This window comes from Shewanella sp. TB7-MNA-CIBAN-0143 (assembly GCF_040310065.1).
In the GTDB taxonomy this organism is placed as follows: Bacteria; Pseudomonadota; Gammaproteobacteria; order Enterobacterales; family Shewanellaceae; genus Shewanella.
Map to the genome: position 1 here is coordinate 45915 of NZ_JBEOPL010000027.1, position 16613 is coordinate 62527.

A 16613-nucleotide genomic window follows, 5' to 3' on the forward strand; every position below is an offset into this window, starting at 1 on the left:
CGATATAATGGCGTTAACATGATTGCTTGCGAGTCAAAGATGAATCGTAATGTTGTATAAGTAGGGATTAAGTTAACTGAGTTATTTGGAGTCAGCGATAATGCAGTTTAGTTGGTTATTCATGCTTATTTTAGTGAGTATTAGTAGTGGTTTTTTATTTGGTTTTGCAGCTTATCAGCATGGTTTAGCCGTAAAGCGATGGGGATGTGTAGGTTGTATATTAGGGCCACTCACTTACCCATTGTTTAGCACCCACAAACGCTTGGCTGATATGAAGGTTTGGCGACATGGCCGCTATAGAATAGAAGGTTAAATTCATTTTAGTTTGCTATCAAAAAATTCAAATTCATAACAACAAAAAAGGAGCTTATGCTCCTTTTTTTTATGACTGATGGTTAATCATCAGTATCTCACTAATTACTTCCACCAAGCTCTAGCTTGGATGACTTCAAGGTGATTTAAACCTTCAGGCAATTTTACTTTTTTACGAGCTGGTTTTGCTAAACCAAGTGCTATTTTTAGAGAAGTAAACATAGGGTTCTCCTTAAGCTGTTTGGGTATCTAAGACTTTGATGTATGGAATACCAGCAATTTGGGTCTCAAGGACTTTGATGTACGGAATACCAGCAATTTGGGTCTCAAGGACTTTGATGTATGGAATACCAGTAATTTGGGTCTCAAGGACTTTAATGTATGGAATTCCAGCTGTTTGAGTATCAAGGACTTTAATGTATGGAATTCCAGCTGTTTGAGTATCAATGACTTTGATGTAAGGAATACCAGCTGTTTGGGTCTCAAGGACTTTGATGTATGGAATACCAGCTGTTTGGGTCTCAAGGACTTTGATGTATGGAATACCAGCTGTTTGGGTCTCAATGACTTTGATGTATGGAATACCAGCTGTTTGAGTATCAAGGACTTTGATGTAAGGAATACCAGCTGTTTGAGTATCAAGGACTTTGATGTATGGAATGCCAGCAGTTTGAGTATCAAGGACTTTGATGTATGGAATGCCAGCAGTTTGGGCAGCATTAAGCTTATGTGCTATTTTTACAGGTATAGCTTGAGTTGCAGCATTATCAAACTCACTAGGCTTAGCTATACTTGCAAAAGCAAATGTTGATAAAACTGCTACTGTAATCATTCCTTTAATCATTTTAATCTCTCTTATATTTAGTAATTCAAGCTCAGGGTTAAATAACAATATTATTTTGACAACTGAACTTGTATTAGCATTTGTCATGCCAAATATAAGAGGTAAATATTTATTTTTTCACTAAGGTACCGTTTAATGCTTCAAATTTGAGTTTGTCTGCAGTAAGCATAAGCTCAAAGTCAGCTTCTTTAATAGGCTTACTATAGATATAGCCTTGAATCTCTTCGCAATTAAGTGCTTTTAATATATTGAGTTGTGCGGTTTGTTCAACCCCTTCACCTACCACGGTCAGTCCCATATTGTGGGCAATAGTAATAATTGAATCGACCATCTTGAGATCTCGGTCTGATTTATCTATGTCATCAACAAAGGTTTTATCGATCTTCAAGCAATTAATAGGAAATCGCTTTAGATAAGACAAAGAGGAATAACCTGTCCCAAAGTCGTCAAGAGCAAGGCTGACACCCATTTTAGCCAATTGCTGCATCACTTTAATTGCTTGTTCGGGATCTTTAATGACAGTTCCTTCAGTGATTTCAAGCTCTAAGTGTTTAGCGGGTAATTTTGTGAGTCGTAAAATTGACTCTATTCGTTGCTGTAAATCGGGCAGAGCAAATTGTCTTGACGATAAATTGACAGCAACACGACCACTAAACAACCCTAGTTCGAGCCATTTCTGCGCAGCAAAACACGCTTTTCGCAATACGACATCACCAATTTCAACGATTAAACCATTTTCTTCGGCAAGGGGGATAAATTCATTCGGTCCAATCAGGCCTAATTTAGGATGATTTAATCTCACTAATGCTTCCATTCCGTTAAGACGATCTTTCTTAACGTCGATTTTTGGTTGGTAATATACTTCAAACAAATCATCTTTGAGTGCTTCTCTGATTAAACTTTCGATTTCAAGCTGACGTAAAGCATTTTGATTTAATGACTCAGAATAGAATTGATAGCGGTTGCCACCACCAGACTTAGCGTGATACATGGCGATATCTGCTTTACGTAACAATGCTTGCTCGTTCTGTTCATCTTCAGGATAAAGTACAATCCCGATACTAATGCCTAGTACCAGCGAGTCATTATTAAGAGTGAAAGCTGGCTTTAGACAATTTATCACTTGCGTTGCAATGGCGGCACATGATCCGATATCAGGGTGTTGATCGACTAATAAAGCAAATTCATCACCGCCTAGACGGTATAAACTGGCATGTTTTGGGATGGCTAACTTAATACGTTCAGCAACCCCAATTAATAGGTCATCACCAATTTGATGACCTAATGAGTCATTAATACGTTTAAAATTATCTAAATCAAGCACCATTAGGGTGTGATGAACATCCTTTTTAACTAAGTTACTGAGTGTCACTTGCAAACTAGACCGATTGGGCAGACCGGTAAGCAAATCATTATTGGTTAGCTTTCTGAGCTCTTCTTCTTGTTGCTTACGACGGGTTATATCGGAAAATACGCCAACATAATGACTTGTTTCGCCTTGTTCATTGTATATAGTGTCAATGGTCAGTTCCATTAAGAAATAATTGTCTTTACCTTTGCTTGCTTCAATTTCGCCGCTCCAACGACCTTGTTGCTTAAGTAAGTTTCTTATTTGCTCTGAATAACTGGCTGGATAACGAGTGAAGTTGAGTATTTCATGAGTAAATTTTTCCTTTGTCGAAGCTGCCAGTTCACAACAGGCATTATTGACTTCAACAAATTGATATTTTTCGTTAAGAATAAACATCCCTTCAGAAATATTTTCAATTGCTCTAGCGAATAAACGAAGTTGTTCTTCTGCTTGCTTAATATTATTGATGTCTTTAATGGTGCCAGTCATTCGAAGGGGCATATCTTTCTGATCACGTTCAACTATCTTGGCTCTGTCTAAAATCCAAATCCACTCTTGGTTACGTGCTTTGACGCGATAAGCAATTTCGAAGTGATCGGTTAGGGCATTAAAATGATCATTTAACGCCCTCGTCACTCGTTCTCTATCGAGAGGGTGAATATTGCTTTCTTCATCAGGGTTACCCGAGCGACGACCGTCTTGAGGGAAGTCTAAAGAGCCCCAAATATTAGAACGGTAAATTTTGCCACTCTCAATATCCCAGTCCCACATTTCATCACCACTGCCCCACAATGATAATTTTAAACGCTCTTCACTCTGAGCTATTTGTTTCTGAATTTGTCGACGACGATTAATTGCTGTGACAGATAAGTAAATTATAATTAAAGAAAATAAAGCATATATTAATTTAGCATGCTGAGATAACCACCAAGGTGGTGTGATATAAACTGATAAATTTCTAATATCTGATTTTCTGCCAGATAATATATCTATAGCATAAACTTTGAATGTGTATTCTCCAGCTGATAAATTGGTATATGTTACGGTGTTATTTCCTTTAGTAGATAACCAGTTTTTCTCTAAATCCTCTAAGTAATAAAAAAAATCATAATTATTATTTAGATCACCTAATATATTAAATTTTATTGTGAAGGGATAGTCTGAGTATTTTAAAGTTATTCCCCCTTGTTCATTTAAAGGTTTTTTTAATATACCATTTCCAATTTCAACCGGAGAGTTGAAAAGCAGTAATTCTTGAAAGGTAATTTCTTTTTTTTGTTCAGAGTTCAATTCTTTAATTATTTCATTGGGGTTGATTAAACTAACCCCTTCATTGCTACCTAGCAATAACTTACCTTCTAAAGCTAGTGATGCTTGAGTATTATAGTCTTCAGATGAACCATTGTGTGTGCCGAGAGTATAATTAACTTTATCATCAAGATCGATAATATTAACTTCTCTATTAGATGCAACAATTATTTTATTATCTATTTTTGTTAGTGAGTATATTATTTTGTTTCTATCAAGGATTTTTGATACTTTAAAGTTAGTGTCATCCTTCAAGAAGTACACTGAATTTCTTGTACCAAAATATAATCCATCATCATCTTTAAGAAGGTTAAAAACAAAATCACCATCAAAAAATGATTTTATTTCATTGTTTTTATATCTAAGTAAACCTGTTTGGGACGCTATCCATAGAGAATCATTTACAACTAAAGTATCATAAACTGGGTAGCCAGATTGCGTATTTATTACGTCATGAAGCTCACCATTAAGCTTCATTTGATATATTTTTCCTGTGAATGTAGAAACGTATAAGAAATCCGTAAATCTTTTTATATTAAATACGGTTTCATTAATTAATTTCTTTTCAATCCCAGTGTTTAAGTTTACTTGGTATAATCCTGATGAGGTTCCAACAAAAAGATTCTCTTGCTCTACTAATATTGATTTTGGTCCGTGAGGAACATTGATTTTTTTCTTTTGTACGAGTTTTAAATCTTTATCGTAAATGTTTAAAAAGCTATCATCACCTATTAAGTATATATTTTTATCGTCAGAAGTGATTGACCATACATTATTTTTTTCTATATTAATTTTTTTAATAAAATTTTTGTCACGTGTTATTTTTATAAAACCATCGTTGTAATTTGAAATGTAAATGTTTTTTTTGCTCTGTTTTATAAATGTTTTCTTTAAATTTTGCTTTTCTATTTTTAGTTCACCAATCTTTTTTGCTGTAAATTCATCGTCATAATTCAGTATGTATATTTCGTTTTCGCTTATAGATATTGATTCATTTTTTATGTATGAGTCAATACTTGTGAGCTTTAGATTAGATATTTTTATTAGATTATTTGTAACATTAAAAACACCATCGTTTGTTGTCGTAATTAATTTGCCATTTATTAACGAAATATCATTTGTATTTGATGTTATTTTTTTTAGAATCCCATTTTTAATAAAAAACAATATTCCTTCATAGTTTCTTAAATATATTTCATTGTTAAAGCTAATTACATTTTTAATTTCACTTAACATGTTATCATTAAAGGAATAATTAACTTTTAAGTTTTCACTAAAATAAGATAAAAACTTACCATTCAAACCAATAAAAACTTCACCATCTTGTTTTGATATTGACCAAATGGCTTGTTTACCAATTTGAGTTGAGATACTGTTTCTGGTGAATGACTCAGTATCTTTATCAAATTGAACGAGACCTTTATCTGTTCCGATTTGCAGAACACCATTGTCATCGATAAGTAAATTACGAATAAAAGAACTGGGTAGAGAATTTGCATTATCTTCTGCATAGAATTGCTTAAATTCATTGCCGTCGAAACGATTTAATCCATTGATAGTACCAACCCAAACGTAACCCTCTGGATCTTCTAAGATGGCCGTTACTGTGTCCTGAGACAAACCATCCGCAACACCATAATTAGTGTAGTTTAGTAGTAGATCGAAATTTGATTCTGTGTCATCAGCTTCAATGGCTGCTGCGCCAAAGCTGAAAATAAAATAAACACAGATAAAGAGTAAAATTTTAGGCATAGATTTATACTTATTCTCTTTTGATGCCGCAAAGAAGTTCATGAATTGTCTACTTTTTCAGAAAGCAGGCCCTTTGTCAAAAGCATGTTAACAAAAAAGGTGTGATTGATAGAATATTACGCAATTATCGCTGTAAAATTTGTTTATAGTTATTTTTTAATCAATTAGTTATGTAATACTAAGGTTTTATTTGGTCGCTTGTACTGTTAACAATGATTGAGACATTTTGTTAACCTAATTTCGATTCATCTAGCTTTATATTTTTTAGACCTTTAAACGTCGATGCTGGTTAAAACTGAAATTTATCTGCTTGATGTTTGAATGTTTTTAAGTCGACAATCATATTATCTGAACGAAGGCTTGTTTGGCTGTGATGTTGTTCACCACTGTTAAACAAGACTAAACGGTCACAATCTCTACTGCGCATGTGAGCCACCATAAACTTGATCAAGTGAGCTCTGGTGAGCTTTTCGACTTCCGCGACGACCATTTCACGTTGATTAAATCCATAATCGCGGTTACCTAAGCTCACCCAATAGCGTTGGCTGCGTGTCTTTAGGTTGGTATCGTGTTCCATTATTTGACTTATCATACCTTGTTTTGTGCTTTCCCATTGTTCATTGGTTATTTGCATAACGGCATAATTAAAGTCGGCGATGAATTCGTCGATTGCTTCGAGAAGTTGTCTTGGACCTGTAGTAGGGGACTGCACATAAAAAATCATCCCTGGATGTCGGTTTAACGGTAAGTAACCTGTCCCAACCATGTAGCCTAATTGTTGTTTAGTGCGTAACTCATGAAAAAAGGTAGATGACATTGTATGGTTTAGTAGACTGAATAACGCCACACGTTCTGGTGTCGCCATCCGAGACTGATAGTAAACAATAATCGCACTATCTTGATGGGAAATGGTTTTTTCGCGAAGTAATGAACCTCTTTTATCTAGGTTGATAAGTTCGCGTGAAGACTCTGCGCTTGGTTTCGTGACTAAAGACAATAGATGTTGCAAACGCTTGCCGAGTTGCTGTGCTTCTTCAACCAGCCAATCCCCGTATACCAAACCTTCAAGATAAACTTTTTTGTAAAATGCGCTGACATGATTGTGTAAATCATCAAGTGTCAGTAGCGTGAGTTCTTCAGCCATTCTTGCGGGTTCAAAACTTCTTTTTTGTAGCGACACGGTTAAGCTGGTAAATAATTGAGATATTGGCTTAGCTTGAGCAACATTATTCCAGCTGCGTAATATCTGATTTTTAATCATACTAAAGCGTTGTTCGGTAAAGTTACGCTCGCGGGCTTTGTTGATGATTAGAGTGAGGAGCTTTTCTTGGTTACCCGTAAAACCGGTTAAATGCAGGGTAATGCCGCCTTGGTGAGGGTAAATATTGTAGTTAAGGCCAGCAACCTCTGCTTGGTATGTTGGTTCAGTCAGATAATCGATAAGCATTTCAACGTATAGTCTTGTTAATGCTGCTTGTCTTGGGGTTGAGCTCGCTTGATCTGAGTCTAACGATAAGTATAAATGCCCTTTAGGAACATTGAATTCATCATCTTTTTTATGCCAAATACGGTAACCTTCGCCTTCTGCAACAATAGTGGGTACTGGAGTATCGCTTTTGTCTGCCCTAGCTTGCGGGTTGGCGACAATAAACGGATTTCTTTCCGGAAGTTTAAGTGACTCTCTTACCGTAACGGAAGACCATTTTGCTATTTGTTGGGGTTGTAATGATCTCACTTGGTACGGAGTGTCGTACCATTTTGCTTGATTATCGACCTGTGATTCTTTTGCAACCGTAAGTAAGCGCATATTAGCTGCCGACATCATAGACAGCAGTTGTGTTGTTTCATCCTCTAGCATTTCATCCATGCGATAGTCGCCATAAATAATGTCTTCAATATCATAATGGTGCATGTTGATACTGAGATGGCTTGCTAAATCCAAGGTTTTGATCTGTTCTTGGAATCGAAACGCAGTGTTAAGTAAATTGGCTCGCTCTTGGTAACGCCATGCTTGTACACCTTGCAGCTTAATCAATTCAATGTATTCAAATACACAAGTTACCACTTCATCAATCTCTGCAAATCCCTTGTCGGTTAATTGTATGCTGATTGAATAATCTTTGAAGTTGTAACCATTAACCCCACCGCCAGCAGATAAGTTATTGGCTAACCCCTGTACTTTTAAATAGGACAGTAAACTCCCTGGGCTTTCATTACCGAGTAAATGGCTGATAAAGGTGAGTGGTTTTCGCTTATAAAATTGGTCTATCTCTGGCAGTGAAAAACTAATACTGACTCGTTTTTGATCTTTCAACGGTACAATTTGTATATGTTTTTGACGTTGGTCCTTCGTTATCATTGCTTCAGATGGATAGTGTTTACTTACATTTCTATTGATAATGTTTGAGAAGTATTTTTTAACGATGGTGTCTAGCTCTGCAATAGGGCGTGGAGCGACAATGCACAATGTCATAATATTAGCACTGTAATGTTGTTGATAAAAAGCGAGCAATTCATCCCGAATGTCTGCTTGTTTACCCGCTAAAGTTGTTTGGTTACCGACAGAGAATTTTGAAAATGGATGTTTTGGATTAACGGTTTCTTTTTGAACTTGGTAAACTCGGCGAATATCATCCTTTAATTTTAAGCTAAATTCAGATTCGATTGCCTGCCTTTCACGATCCACTAACTCTAAGTCAAACTTTGGGGCAATAAAAAATTGACTGAATCGGTCTAATGAACCTTCTAAGGCTTCGGCATTAATGCTATAGAAAAAGTTAGTTTGTTCTGTGCCTGTCCAAGCATTATTACTGCCACCATGTTGATTAATATAAGCGTGGTATTCTCCTGAATCTGGATATTTCTCGGTGCCTAAAAATAACATGTGCTCAAGGAAATGCGCCATACCTGGTCGGTCAACAGGATCGTCAAAATGACCAACACTAACCGCCATAGATGCGGCTGCTTGATTTGATTGCATGTCTTCAACCAATAACACTCGAAGTTGGTTGTTCAACACTCGATATTGGTATTGTCGATGATCATTTTGGCTTTTATAAACTGCTGGAAATTCAGGCAAGAGGAGACTCCAGAAAAGATAACTTGTTATATATTGATCTTGTTATTACTTTTTAGCAAATTACCTTGGTCAGTTTTATTCAATTATCGACTAAAGTTTATCTAAATATGCTCAATTCTAGGTTTGTTGTTGCGCTGATTAACGCTACAATTGGTTAAGAATGATAATAAAAACATCACGAGAGAAGTATGCAGCTATTTTTGATGCGCCATGGTGAAGCGAGTTTTGATGCTCTGTCCGATAGGGAACGAAAATTAACTGAAACAGGCCGTATTCAAACTGGCTATATGGCTAATTGGTTAGCAAAACAGGTCAGCCATTTTGATTTGGTGATTGTGAGCCCTTATTTACGTGCGCAGCAAACGTGGCAAGAAGTCAGTAAACACTTAGCTGAACCCCGTAAGTGGTTAGTACTTGATGATGTGACTCCCTCTGGCGATGCTAAAGTGGCGATAGATGTTGTGTTGGCTTATGCCGAGCAATATAAAGCCGATAATGTATTGGTTATAGCACATATGCCAATTTTAGGATTTATGGTCAGCGAGCTTGTGGCGGGGGTTGAGCCACCTTTGTTTGCTACATCCGCGGTGGCTCACATAGACAAACATACGCATAACGCGAGTTTTGTCGCAATGACAGCACCACATCAAGTTGTTGTGTAATGACAATAACGTTTTGAATCACATCTGAATAAAAAAAGGTAAGTGATTACTTACCTTTTTTATGTTCGCGCTTATTTCTTCGTATTAACGTCGGTGAGGCTGTTCACCAATATCAATTAATACCAATAACGCGGCATCGCCACCCCATTCTTTGGGTGCTTGGTGAAACGCTTTTACGTTTGGGTGTTGTGCTAACCACATTGGTGTTTGCTGTTTTAAAATACCCATTCCATAGCCGTGCATTACGCAGCAACAAATCGTGTTTTGCTTAACACATGCTTGGATAAGTGCGGCTAATTCAAGTTTGGCTTCTGCTTGACGCATGCCATGCAAATCAAGCAACAGGTCCGGAGAATAGTCACCACGCCTTAAGCGTTTTAATTCATGCTTATCTGTGCTGGTATTAATCCAACGCATAGGGCCATCTACCGGCAGAAGCGGCTGATATGTATCCGAAAAATAGCTATCAGCATGAATCTGCTGTTCTTTTATTTCGAACTGTTGTTTGGCTTTGACAGGCTGTTTAAAGTGGTGAGTATCTTGCCTTAGCGGTTTGATACCCTCGATTAATGCACTAAACAGCGATAAGTCTGGATAATTATCGTCTTTCATGGGCATATTGTATTGAATTCTAGGTCATCTTAATAGACATCAGTTACAATAGCGCAGAACAATTTTTAAGGAGTGTGTTTTGGATAAGATCTTTGTAGATGAAGCTGTCACTGAGTTACGTACTATCGCTGATATGTTACGTTGGGCTGTCAGCCGTTTTAATGATGCCAATATTTATTATGGTCACGGAACGGATAATGCTTGGGACGAAGCCATTGCATTGGTTTTTGATGCTCTACACTTACCAGAAGATATCGGCCAGCAGGTTATTTTAAGTAACCTGACCAGTAGTGAAAAACACAAAATCGTTGAATTAATTATTCGCCGTGTACGTGAACGTTTACCGGTACCGTATTTGACCAATAAAGCCAAATTTGCGGGTCTTGAATTTTATGTTGATGAACGCGTACTGGTTCCGCGTTCGCCGATTGCCGAAATGATCAATCATCATTTTAGCCCATGGTTATATAACAAACCGGTTAATCGCATTATGGATTTATGCACTGGCAGTGCTTGTATTGCCATTGCTTGTGCCTATGCGTTTGAAGATGCTGAAGTTGACGCATTAGATATTAGCGAAGACGCACTTGAAGTTGCCCAAATTAATATTGAATCTTTGGGCGTGTTGGATCGTGTTTTCCCGATGCAATCCGATTTATTCTCAGCGATTCCAAAAGGCCAGCATTACGACTTAATTGTGTCTAATCCTCCATATGTAGATGCACAAGATATTGGTGATATGCCTGAAGAGTATCATCACGAACCTGCTATTGGGTTAGCGTCTGGCAATGATGGCTTAGATTTAACCAAGCGTATCTTAGCTAATGCGGCAGATTATTTAACAGAAACGGGTTTGCTAGTCGTTGAAGTCGGTAATTCAATGGTGCATTTGATTGAGCAATATCCTGATATGCCATTTGCTTGGGTTGATTTTGAATTTGGCGGTGATGGCGTGTTTGTATTAACCCGTGATCAGCTAGTTGAAAATGAATCACTTTTCGCCATCTATAAAGATAGTGAATAATAGCGACAAGAATCGCACTCAATGAAGTGAATAATTAATAGAGGTAGTTAACGCGCATGTCAGGAAATAGTATTGGTCAAAACTTTGTTGTTACAACATTTGGTGAAAGCCATGGTGTTGCTTTAGGTTGTATCATTGATGGCTGCCCTCCAGGACTGGAGTTAACCGTTGAAGATATGCAACATGATTTAGACCGTCGTCGTCCTGGCACGTCACGTTATACAACGGCACGCCGTGAAGCTGATGAAGTAAGAATTTTGTCAGGAGTGTTTGAAGGTAAAACCACTGGCACCTCTATTGGTTTGTTGATTGAGAATACCGATCAACGTAGCCAAGACTATTCAGATATTAAAGACACGTTTCGTCCTGGTCATGCAGATTATACCTACCAACAAAAGTATGGCATGCGTGATTACCGTGGCGGCGGGCGCTCGTCTGCACGCGAAACGGCAATGCGAGTTGCCGCAGGTGCGGTAGCAAAAAAATACCTCAAGCAAGTGCACGGCATTGAAATTCATGGCTATCTTGCTCAACTAGGACCTATTAGCGCTGACACTATTGATTTGACTCAAATTGAGCAAAATGCATTTTTCTTCCCTGATGCCAGTAAATTAGAAGCGTTAGATGAGTACATGCGTGGCTTACGTAAATCTGGTGATTCAATAGGCGCCAAAATTACTGTTGCAGCCACTGGTGTTCCTGTGGGATTAGGCGAACCCGTATTTGATCGCCTTGATGCTGATATCGCGCATGCGTTAATGGGCATTAATGCCGTTAAAGGTGTTGAAATTGGTGATGGCTTTGGTGTTGTTACTCAAAAAGGTTCAGAAGGTCGTGATTTAATGTCACCACAAGGTTTTGCATCTAACCATGCAGGTGGCGTATTGGGCGGCATTTCATCTGGCCAACCTGTTGTGGCTCATATTGCGCTAAAACCTACCTCGAGCATTAGCGTACCAGGTCAAAGCATGACAGTGGAGGGCGAAACAATCGATATGATCACCAAAGGTCGTCATGATCCTTGTGTGGGTATTCGCGCCGTGCCTATTGCTGAAGCGATGCTCGCGATTGTATTGATGGATCACTTGTTAAGACATCGTGCGCAAAACCAAGATGTTACTAGTCAAACACCCGTTATCGGAATGCGATAATGTCCTCATTGAAACCCGCTGAACCAGATTTACGCTGGCTCAGCGCTTGTTATTTCTTTTTCTTTTCTATTCTTGGCATCATGGTTCCCTATTTGGGGGTTTTCTTTGATAGCCGAGGTTTCAATGCCCAAGAGATAGGTTTTTTGTTGGCCATTTTAATGGCCACTCGAATTGTCGCGCCTAACGTATGGGCGGCTGTAGCCGATCGCACTGGTATGCGAGCAGAATTGATAAAGCTTGGCTCCTTTGCTGCAGCGATTACCTATACCAGTTTTTTCTTCGACGGCAGCTTCATGTATCTTGCGGTTAGTTTAGCCATATACACTTTCTTTTGGAATTCCATTCTTGCTCAGTTAGAAGTGATTACGTTAGAAACGCTTGGTGATAAAGCTGAACGTTATGGTGCCATTCGAAGTTGGGGCAGTGTTGGTTATATTATTTTGGTGATAAGTGGTGGATTAGCGATTGATCACTGGGGCCCCGAAGTGTTGCCTTATATGGGGATGATACTGTTTTTAGGTTTGTTTGCTTGCTCATTGCCTTTACCCGCTAACCGTAGTGTTGTAGTCAATAAATCTGAGCGTCCTAAACTTACATTTGATAAATCATTAGTGTGGTTTATGCTATCTGCAATGTTATTGCAGATGAGTGTCGGACCATTTTATGGTTTTTTTGTATTATATCTAAAGCAGGTTGGCTACTCTGAGACCATCGCTGGAATGCTAGTTGCCTTGGGCGTGCTAGCTGAAATTGTTATTTTCTTTTATTCATCCCGTCTTATTCGCCAATACGGTATTCGAGTATTGCTTGTGGTGAGCATTCTGTTAACTGCCATTCGTTGGTTATTGTTGGCATTTGGTGTTGAACACGTTTCATTATTGGTCATCAGCCAACTATTACATGCTTTCACTTTTGGTTTAGTCCATGCCGCTTCAATCCATTTCATTCACCGTCATTTTTCCATCAGTCATCGAAGTACTGGCCAAGCGTTATACGCCAGTGTCAGTTTTGGTGTGGGTGGCGCATTAGGCACGTGGATAAGTGGAATGATTTGGGGTGATGGTAGTAGCACTATGTGGGTTTGGGTATTTGCGGCAGCTTGTGCATTTTTATCAATGATAGCGGTATTGCTTATCCCCAATATTAATGGCCAACCAGCGACTAATACATAATTGGTTAACTAGGTCATTCATTTACTCTTCATTTTTAGACACAGAAGTTATGTAATCAGCAAGGAGTCAGTGTGAAACGTTTTCGCTTAGGGGTAATCATTAATCCATTAGCTGGCCTTGGAGGCAGTGTCGGTTTAAAAGGCTCTGACGGCGTTGCCGTAGAAGCTATTGCCAAAGGTGCTATTCCCAAAGCACAACAACGCATGCAACAAGCTCTGGATGTCATTTTACCTTTCGTTAAACAAATCGATATTATTACTGCATCTGGTGATATGGGCGGGAGCTTATGTCGTCAAATGGGTTTTTCGACTCAAGATGTATATACCGCGTTAGAAACAACCTCAATTGAAAAAACGTCTGCAATAGATACCCAACAAGCGGTTAAATACTTACTCGATCATCAATTAGATTTGTTACTGTTTGCTGGTGGTGATGGTACTGCCCGCGATATTTATGCCGTGGTTGATGATTCATTTCCGGTGTTAGGTGTACCAGCTGGTGTTAAAATTCACTCGGGTGTATACGGTATTACCCCGCATGCTTCTGGGCTCGTTGTCAGCATGTTACTTAAAGGTGAACTCGTGAGCTTAATGTCTGCTGATGTAATGGACATTGATGAGATCGCGTTTAGGCAGGGGATTGTAAAAGCGAAACGATTTGGTGAAATGACGGTTCCAGCTGCGCCACGATATATACAAGCAGTCAAAATGGGCGGTAAAGAAGTTGATGAATTAGTGTTGGCCGATATTGCCGCCGATGTGATTGAATCAATGGACGATGAGCTTTATATCATGGGTTCAGGCAGCACCGTAGCGGCAGTCATGGAAGACCTTGGTTTAGAAAATACTTTGCTTGGTGTTGATGTTATTCAGCATAAAAGCGTGATTGCTAAGGATGTTACCGCGCAACAATTACTCGCGTTGATTGCCGATAAAAAAAGGTATTCTAGCGTCAAGCTAGTGATTACATTAATCGGTGGGCAAGGGCATATATTGGGTCGTGGCAATCAGCAGTTGTCACCGGAACTGATCCGGCAACTAGAAAAAGACAATATTTTAATCCTGGCCACAAAAACTAAGCTAAAAGCACTTGAAGGTAGGCCATTAATTGTGGATAGTGGCGACCCTGAATTAGATAAAGCACTCACTGGCTACTACAAAATAGTCACGGGTTACCATGATTACGTAATGTATCAAGTAGCCAACCCAGATTTAGTGGAGAACTAGAACATGTTAGAACAGTACGATGCAGCATTAGAGTCTTGGATTGAAGACAGTGTTAGCCACAGCGATGACGATGCGTTATTTGCTTGTGGTTATTTACAAGGCCACGTCGCCGTTGTATTAGCTGAATTAGAAGTCGAACCTGAACAAGATTTACCTGCGCTTGATCAAAAGTTGGTTAAATGTCTTGCGTTGGCAAATGAAGAATTAGATGAACATGATTTTTCATTAGTGGAAGCTGCATGGCAGCAGTTACGTCAACGTATTGTCGCTCAAGCGGCATAACCCGGAATAGATAAACAGCTTTTATGGTAAATTCCTCATTGCAACAAGTCACTATAGGTTTAGTTAATCCCAAAACGCCGGTCAATGTTGGCGGCATTATGCGAGCAGCTGGTTGCTACGGTGTTGATAACGTTTGCTATACCGGAAAACGTTATGAATTGGCGGCTAAGTCGGGTGATGCTCAATACGATGTTGACACTAAAGATGCTGCCAAGCGTATTCCTTTAACTGGTGTCGAGTCATTACTTGATAGTGTGCCTGATGGCGCAACCATAGTCTGTGTCGATCTTGTCGTTGGGGCGACTCCGTTGCCTTTATTCTCTCATCCAGATAATGCCTTTTATATATTCGGTCCGGAAGACGGCACTATTCCACAGCAATTAATTGATGCTGCTGATGATGTTGTGTATGTACCGACTGTAGGGTGTATGAATTTAGCTGCATCTGTGAATGTTTTGCTCTATGACCGGTTGGCTAAAACGAGTCAAATTAAAGCTGATGATGAATTAATTAAGCAAAGTCGTGACAATAATAATCGCACCAAAGTGAAACACTGGTTGAAGTCACTTTGATGAAATAACTGTATTGCACTTTAGATAATGCCGAATGAGAAATCATTCGGCATTTTTATTGATGTGTTGTAGCGCAAAATCGTCGACAACAGTGACTGTAAATACAACAAGCCAGTGCTGCATGATCGCATAGTTAATATAATGCTGCTGTATTATGTAGAAACAGAACTTTTTTTAAGAGCTCTGTTTCTTGATTGTTGTTTAATGTCAGATTTCAAGTCGGTAATATAAATAGTGGATCAAAGCTTGATGAAACGACTTGTTTGGTAGACATTAGAGATAGGAAAGGCAATCGCCATTCATGATGATGTTTTCCATAAAGTTAACTTGTCACTATTTAGCTTGATGGCTTGGTAATGAATGCCTCTGAATTCGGCTTTAGTTAAGCATACACATTAGAAATCAATATTAGGAATGCATAGATGTCGATATTAAAGAAACTGTGTCAGTGGCTACCGTTTGGAAAAGTACCCGAAATGAGCGCCCAAGAAGTACATAAACGACTTCAGAAGAATGATATTCAGATTGTAGATGTTCGCTCAAAAATGGAATGGCACAAGTCGCATATTGAAGGTTCTAAAAACCTGCCTATCACGTCGCTTTCTATTGATGCGATAAAGCAGCTTGAATTATCACCAGAGATAACAACTGTCGTGATATGTCTCTCTGCCCATCGCAGTATCCCTGGGGTTAGAAAACTTAAACAGTTTGGATTTACTGATGTATATCAACTTGAAGGTGGGATGCTGAGTTGGTGGAAATTATCGCTACCAACATCAAAATAACGCACTAGAAAGAGACTCAACTGATGACGTTAATATTTTTGGGGCTGGGGATATAAATGTCGTCTGGGCTCATAACAGCTTTTATTTTTTGAGTCCGGCGAGTGACATTAATCATTTCATACTCTGGACGAGCTATAAAAATTAATTAAGATGTGAGATTGAGATTAAAATATAAAAATAGGGGCACGATAAAGATATAGTTCTAGGTGCAGATAATTAAAGCAGGGAAATTAAAAGGAAAGGTATAACAATAGAAAATGGTTGCGGGAGTAGGACTTGATAAAAATCTAAGACCTTCGACTCTTTGTTTATAAAAAGCTGAGCATGACGACAGGAACTAATTGTACAATGGGATTTTAAGGGTTTAAAAAGGGAGTTAATTGAAATGAGGAATTACTATTAGAAAATGGTTGCGGGAGTAGGACTTGAACCTACGACCTTCGGGTTATGAGCCCGACGAGCTACCAACTGCTCCATCCCG

The 16613-nt window shown here is 38.6% G+C and carries 13 protein-coding genes; 9 read left to right on the forward strand and 4 right to left on the reverse strand.

Annotated features, from left to right (window positions below):
• The first annotated feature begins 100 nt into the window (after positions 1 to 100).
• Positions 101 to 313, forward strand: a complete 213-nt coding sequence (locus AAEY97_RS18695) for a hypothetical protein (protein WP_101086592.1) — start codon at positions 101 to 103, stop codon at positions 311 to 313.
• Positions 314 to 544: 231 nt separating this feature from the next.
• Here the strand turns inward: AAEY97_RS18695 and AAEY97_RS18700 are convergent, their stop codons facing one another.
• From AAEY97_RS18700 to AAEY97_RS18710, 3 genes are all read right to left on the reverse strand, one after another.
• Entirely contained in the window at positions 545 to 1144 is a 600-nt protein-coding gene (locus tag AAEY97_RS18700; protein WP_351000717.1) for a hypothetical protein, read from the reverse strand.
• Positions 1145 to 1265: 121 nt separating this feature from the next.
• Positions 1266 to 5609: an EAL domain-containing protein gene (locus AAEY97_RS18705; protein ID WP_351000720.1), complete on the reverse strand. Its 4344-nt coding sequence runs from the start codon at positions 5607 to 5609 to the stop codon at positions 1266 to 1268.
• 247 nt (positions 5610 to 5856) lie between these two features.
• A complete protein-coding gene (locus AAEY97_RS18710) occupies positions 5857 to 8646 on the reverse strand; it encodes an insulinase family protein (protein ID WP_192116334.1) in 2790 nt (929 codons plus the stop codon).
• Positions 8647 to 8834: 188 nt separating this feature from the next.
• Here AAEY97_RS18710 and sixA point away from each other — a divergent pair, with 188 nt between their 5' ends.
• A complete protein-coding gene (gene sixA, locus AAEY97_RS18715) occupies positions 8835 to 9308 on the forward strand; it encodes a phosphohistidine phosphatase SixA (RefSeq protein ID WP_192116335.1) in 474 nt (157 codons plus the stop codon).
• Positions 9309 to 9392: 84 nt separating this feature from the next.
• On the opposite strand, the gene smrB is transcribed toward sixA, so the two are convergent.
• Entirely contained in the window at positions 9393 to 9920 is a 528-nt protein-coding gene (gene smrB, locus AAEY97_RS18720; RefSeq protein ID WP_162023529.1) for an endonuclease SmrB, read from the reverse strand.
• A 79-nt stretch (positions 9921 to 9999) separates the two neighbouring features.
• Here smrB and prmB point away from each other — a divergent pair, with 79 nt between their 5' ends.
• From prmB to AAEY97_RS18755, 7 genes are all read left to right on the forward strand, one after another.
• Positions 10000 to 10944, forward strand: coding sequence for a 50S ribosomal protein L3 N(5)-glutamine methyltransferase (prmB, locus tag AAEY97_RS18725; RefSeq protein WP_101086598.1), 945 nt, complete (start codon positions 10000 to 10002; stop codon positions 10942 to 10944).
• Positions 10945 to 11000: 56 nt separating this feature from the next.
• The gene (aroC, locus tag AAEY97_RS18730; RefSeq protein ID WP_351000725.1) at positions 11001 to 12095 is read left to right on the forward strand and encodes a chorismate synthase; all 1095 of its coding nucleotides are present in this window, start codon (positions 11001 to 11003) and stop codon (positions 12093 to 12095) included.
• The gene (locus tag AAEY97_RS18735) at positions 12095 to 13267 is read left to right on the forward strand and encodes an MFS transporter (protein ID WP_162023527.1); all 1173 of its coding nucleotides are present in this window, start codon (positions 12095 to 12097) and stop codon (positions 13265 to 13267) included. Before aroC ends, AAEY97_RS18735 begins: the two co-directional genes overlap by 1 nt.
• Positions 13268 to 13338: 71 nt before the next feature.
• On the forward strand, positions 13339 to 14493 hold the full coding sequence (locus AAEY97_RS18740) for an ATP-NAD kinase family protein (RefSeq protein WP_351000729.1): 1155 nt from the start codon (positions 13339 to 13341) through the stop codon (positions 14491 to 14493).
• Between the two features lie 3 nt (positions 14494 to 14496).
• Positions 14497 to 14775 (forward strand): YfcL family protein, encoded by a 279-nt coding sequence (locus AAEY97_RS18745; protein WP_101086601.1) that lies wholly within the window; start codon positions 14497 to 14499, stop codon positions 14773 to 14775.
• Positions 14776 to 14798: 23 nt separating this feature from the next.
• Positions 14799 to 15347 carry an RNA methyltransferase gene (locus AAEY97_RS18750; RefSeq protein WP_182744543.1) on the forward strand — a complete coding sequence of 183 codons (549 nt, stop codon included), beginning with the start codon at positions 14799 to 14801 and terminating at the stop codon, positions 15345 to 15347.
• A 422-nt stretch (positions 15348 to 15769) separates the two neighbouring features.
• A complete protein-coding gene (locus AAEY97_RS18755; protein WP_351000734.1) occupies positions 15770 to 16132 on the forward strand; it encodes a rhodanese-like domain-containing protein in 363 nt (120 codons plus the stop codon).
• Positions 16133 to 16613 lie beyond the last annotated feature (481 nt).

Bases quoted from the DNA above. Each gene is read 5' to 3' on its own strand.
- AAEY97_RS18695 (WP_101086592.1), top strand. From the start codon at position 101: ATGCAGTTTAGTTGGTTATTCATGCTTATTTTAGTGAGTATTAGTAGT.
- AAEY97_RS18700 (WP_351000717.1), bottom strand. From the start codon at position 1,144: ATGATTACAGTAGCAGTTTTATCAACATTTGCTTTTGCAAGTATAGCT.
- AAEY97_RS18705 (WP_351000720.1), bottom strand. From the start codon at position 5,609: ATGAACTTCTTTGCGGCATCAAAAGAGAATAAGTATAAATCTATGCCT.
- sixA (WP_192116335.1), top strand. From the start codon at position 8,835: ATGCAGCTATTTTTGATGCGCCATGGTGAAGCGAGTTTTGATGCTCTG.
- smrB (WP_162023529.1), bottom strand. From the start codon at position 9,920: ATGAAAGACGATAATTATCCAGACTTATCGCTGTTTAGTGCATTAATC.
- aroC (WP_351000725.1), top strand. From the start codon at position 11,001: ATGTCAGGAAATAGTATTGGTCAAAACTTTGTTGTTACAACATTTGGT.
- AAEY97_RS18735 (WP_162023527.1), top strand. From the start codon at position 12,095: ATGTCCTCATTGAAACCCGCTGAACCAGATTTACGCTGGCTCAGCGCT.
- AAEY97_RS18745 (WP_101086601.1), top strand. From the start codon at position 14,497: ATGTTAGAACAGTACGATGCAGCATTAGAGTCTTGGATTGAAGACAGT.
- AAEY97_RS18750 (WP_182744543.1), top strand. From the start codon at position 14,799: ATGGTAAATTCCTCATTGCAACAAGTCACTATAGGTTTAGTTAATCCC.
- AAEY97_RS18755 (WP_351000734.1), top strand. From the start codon at position 15,770: ATGTCGATATTAAAGAAACTGTGTCAGTGGCTACCGTTTGGAAAAGTA.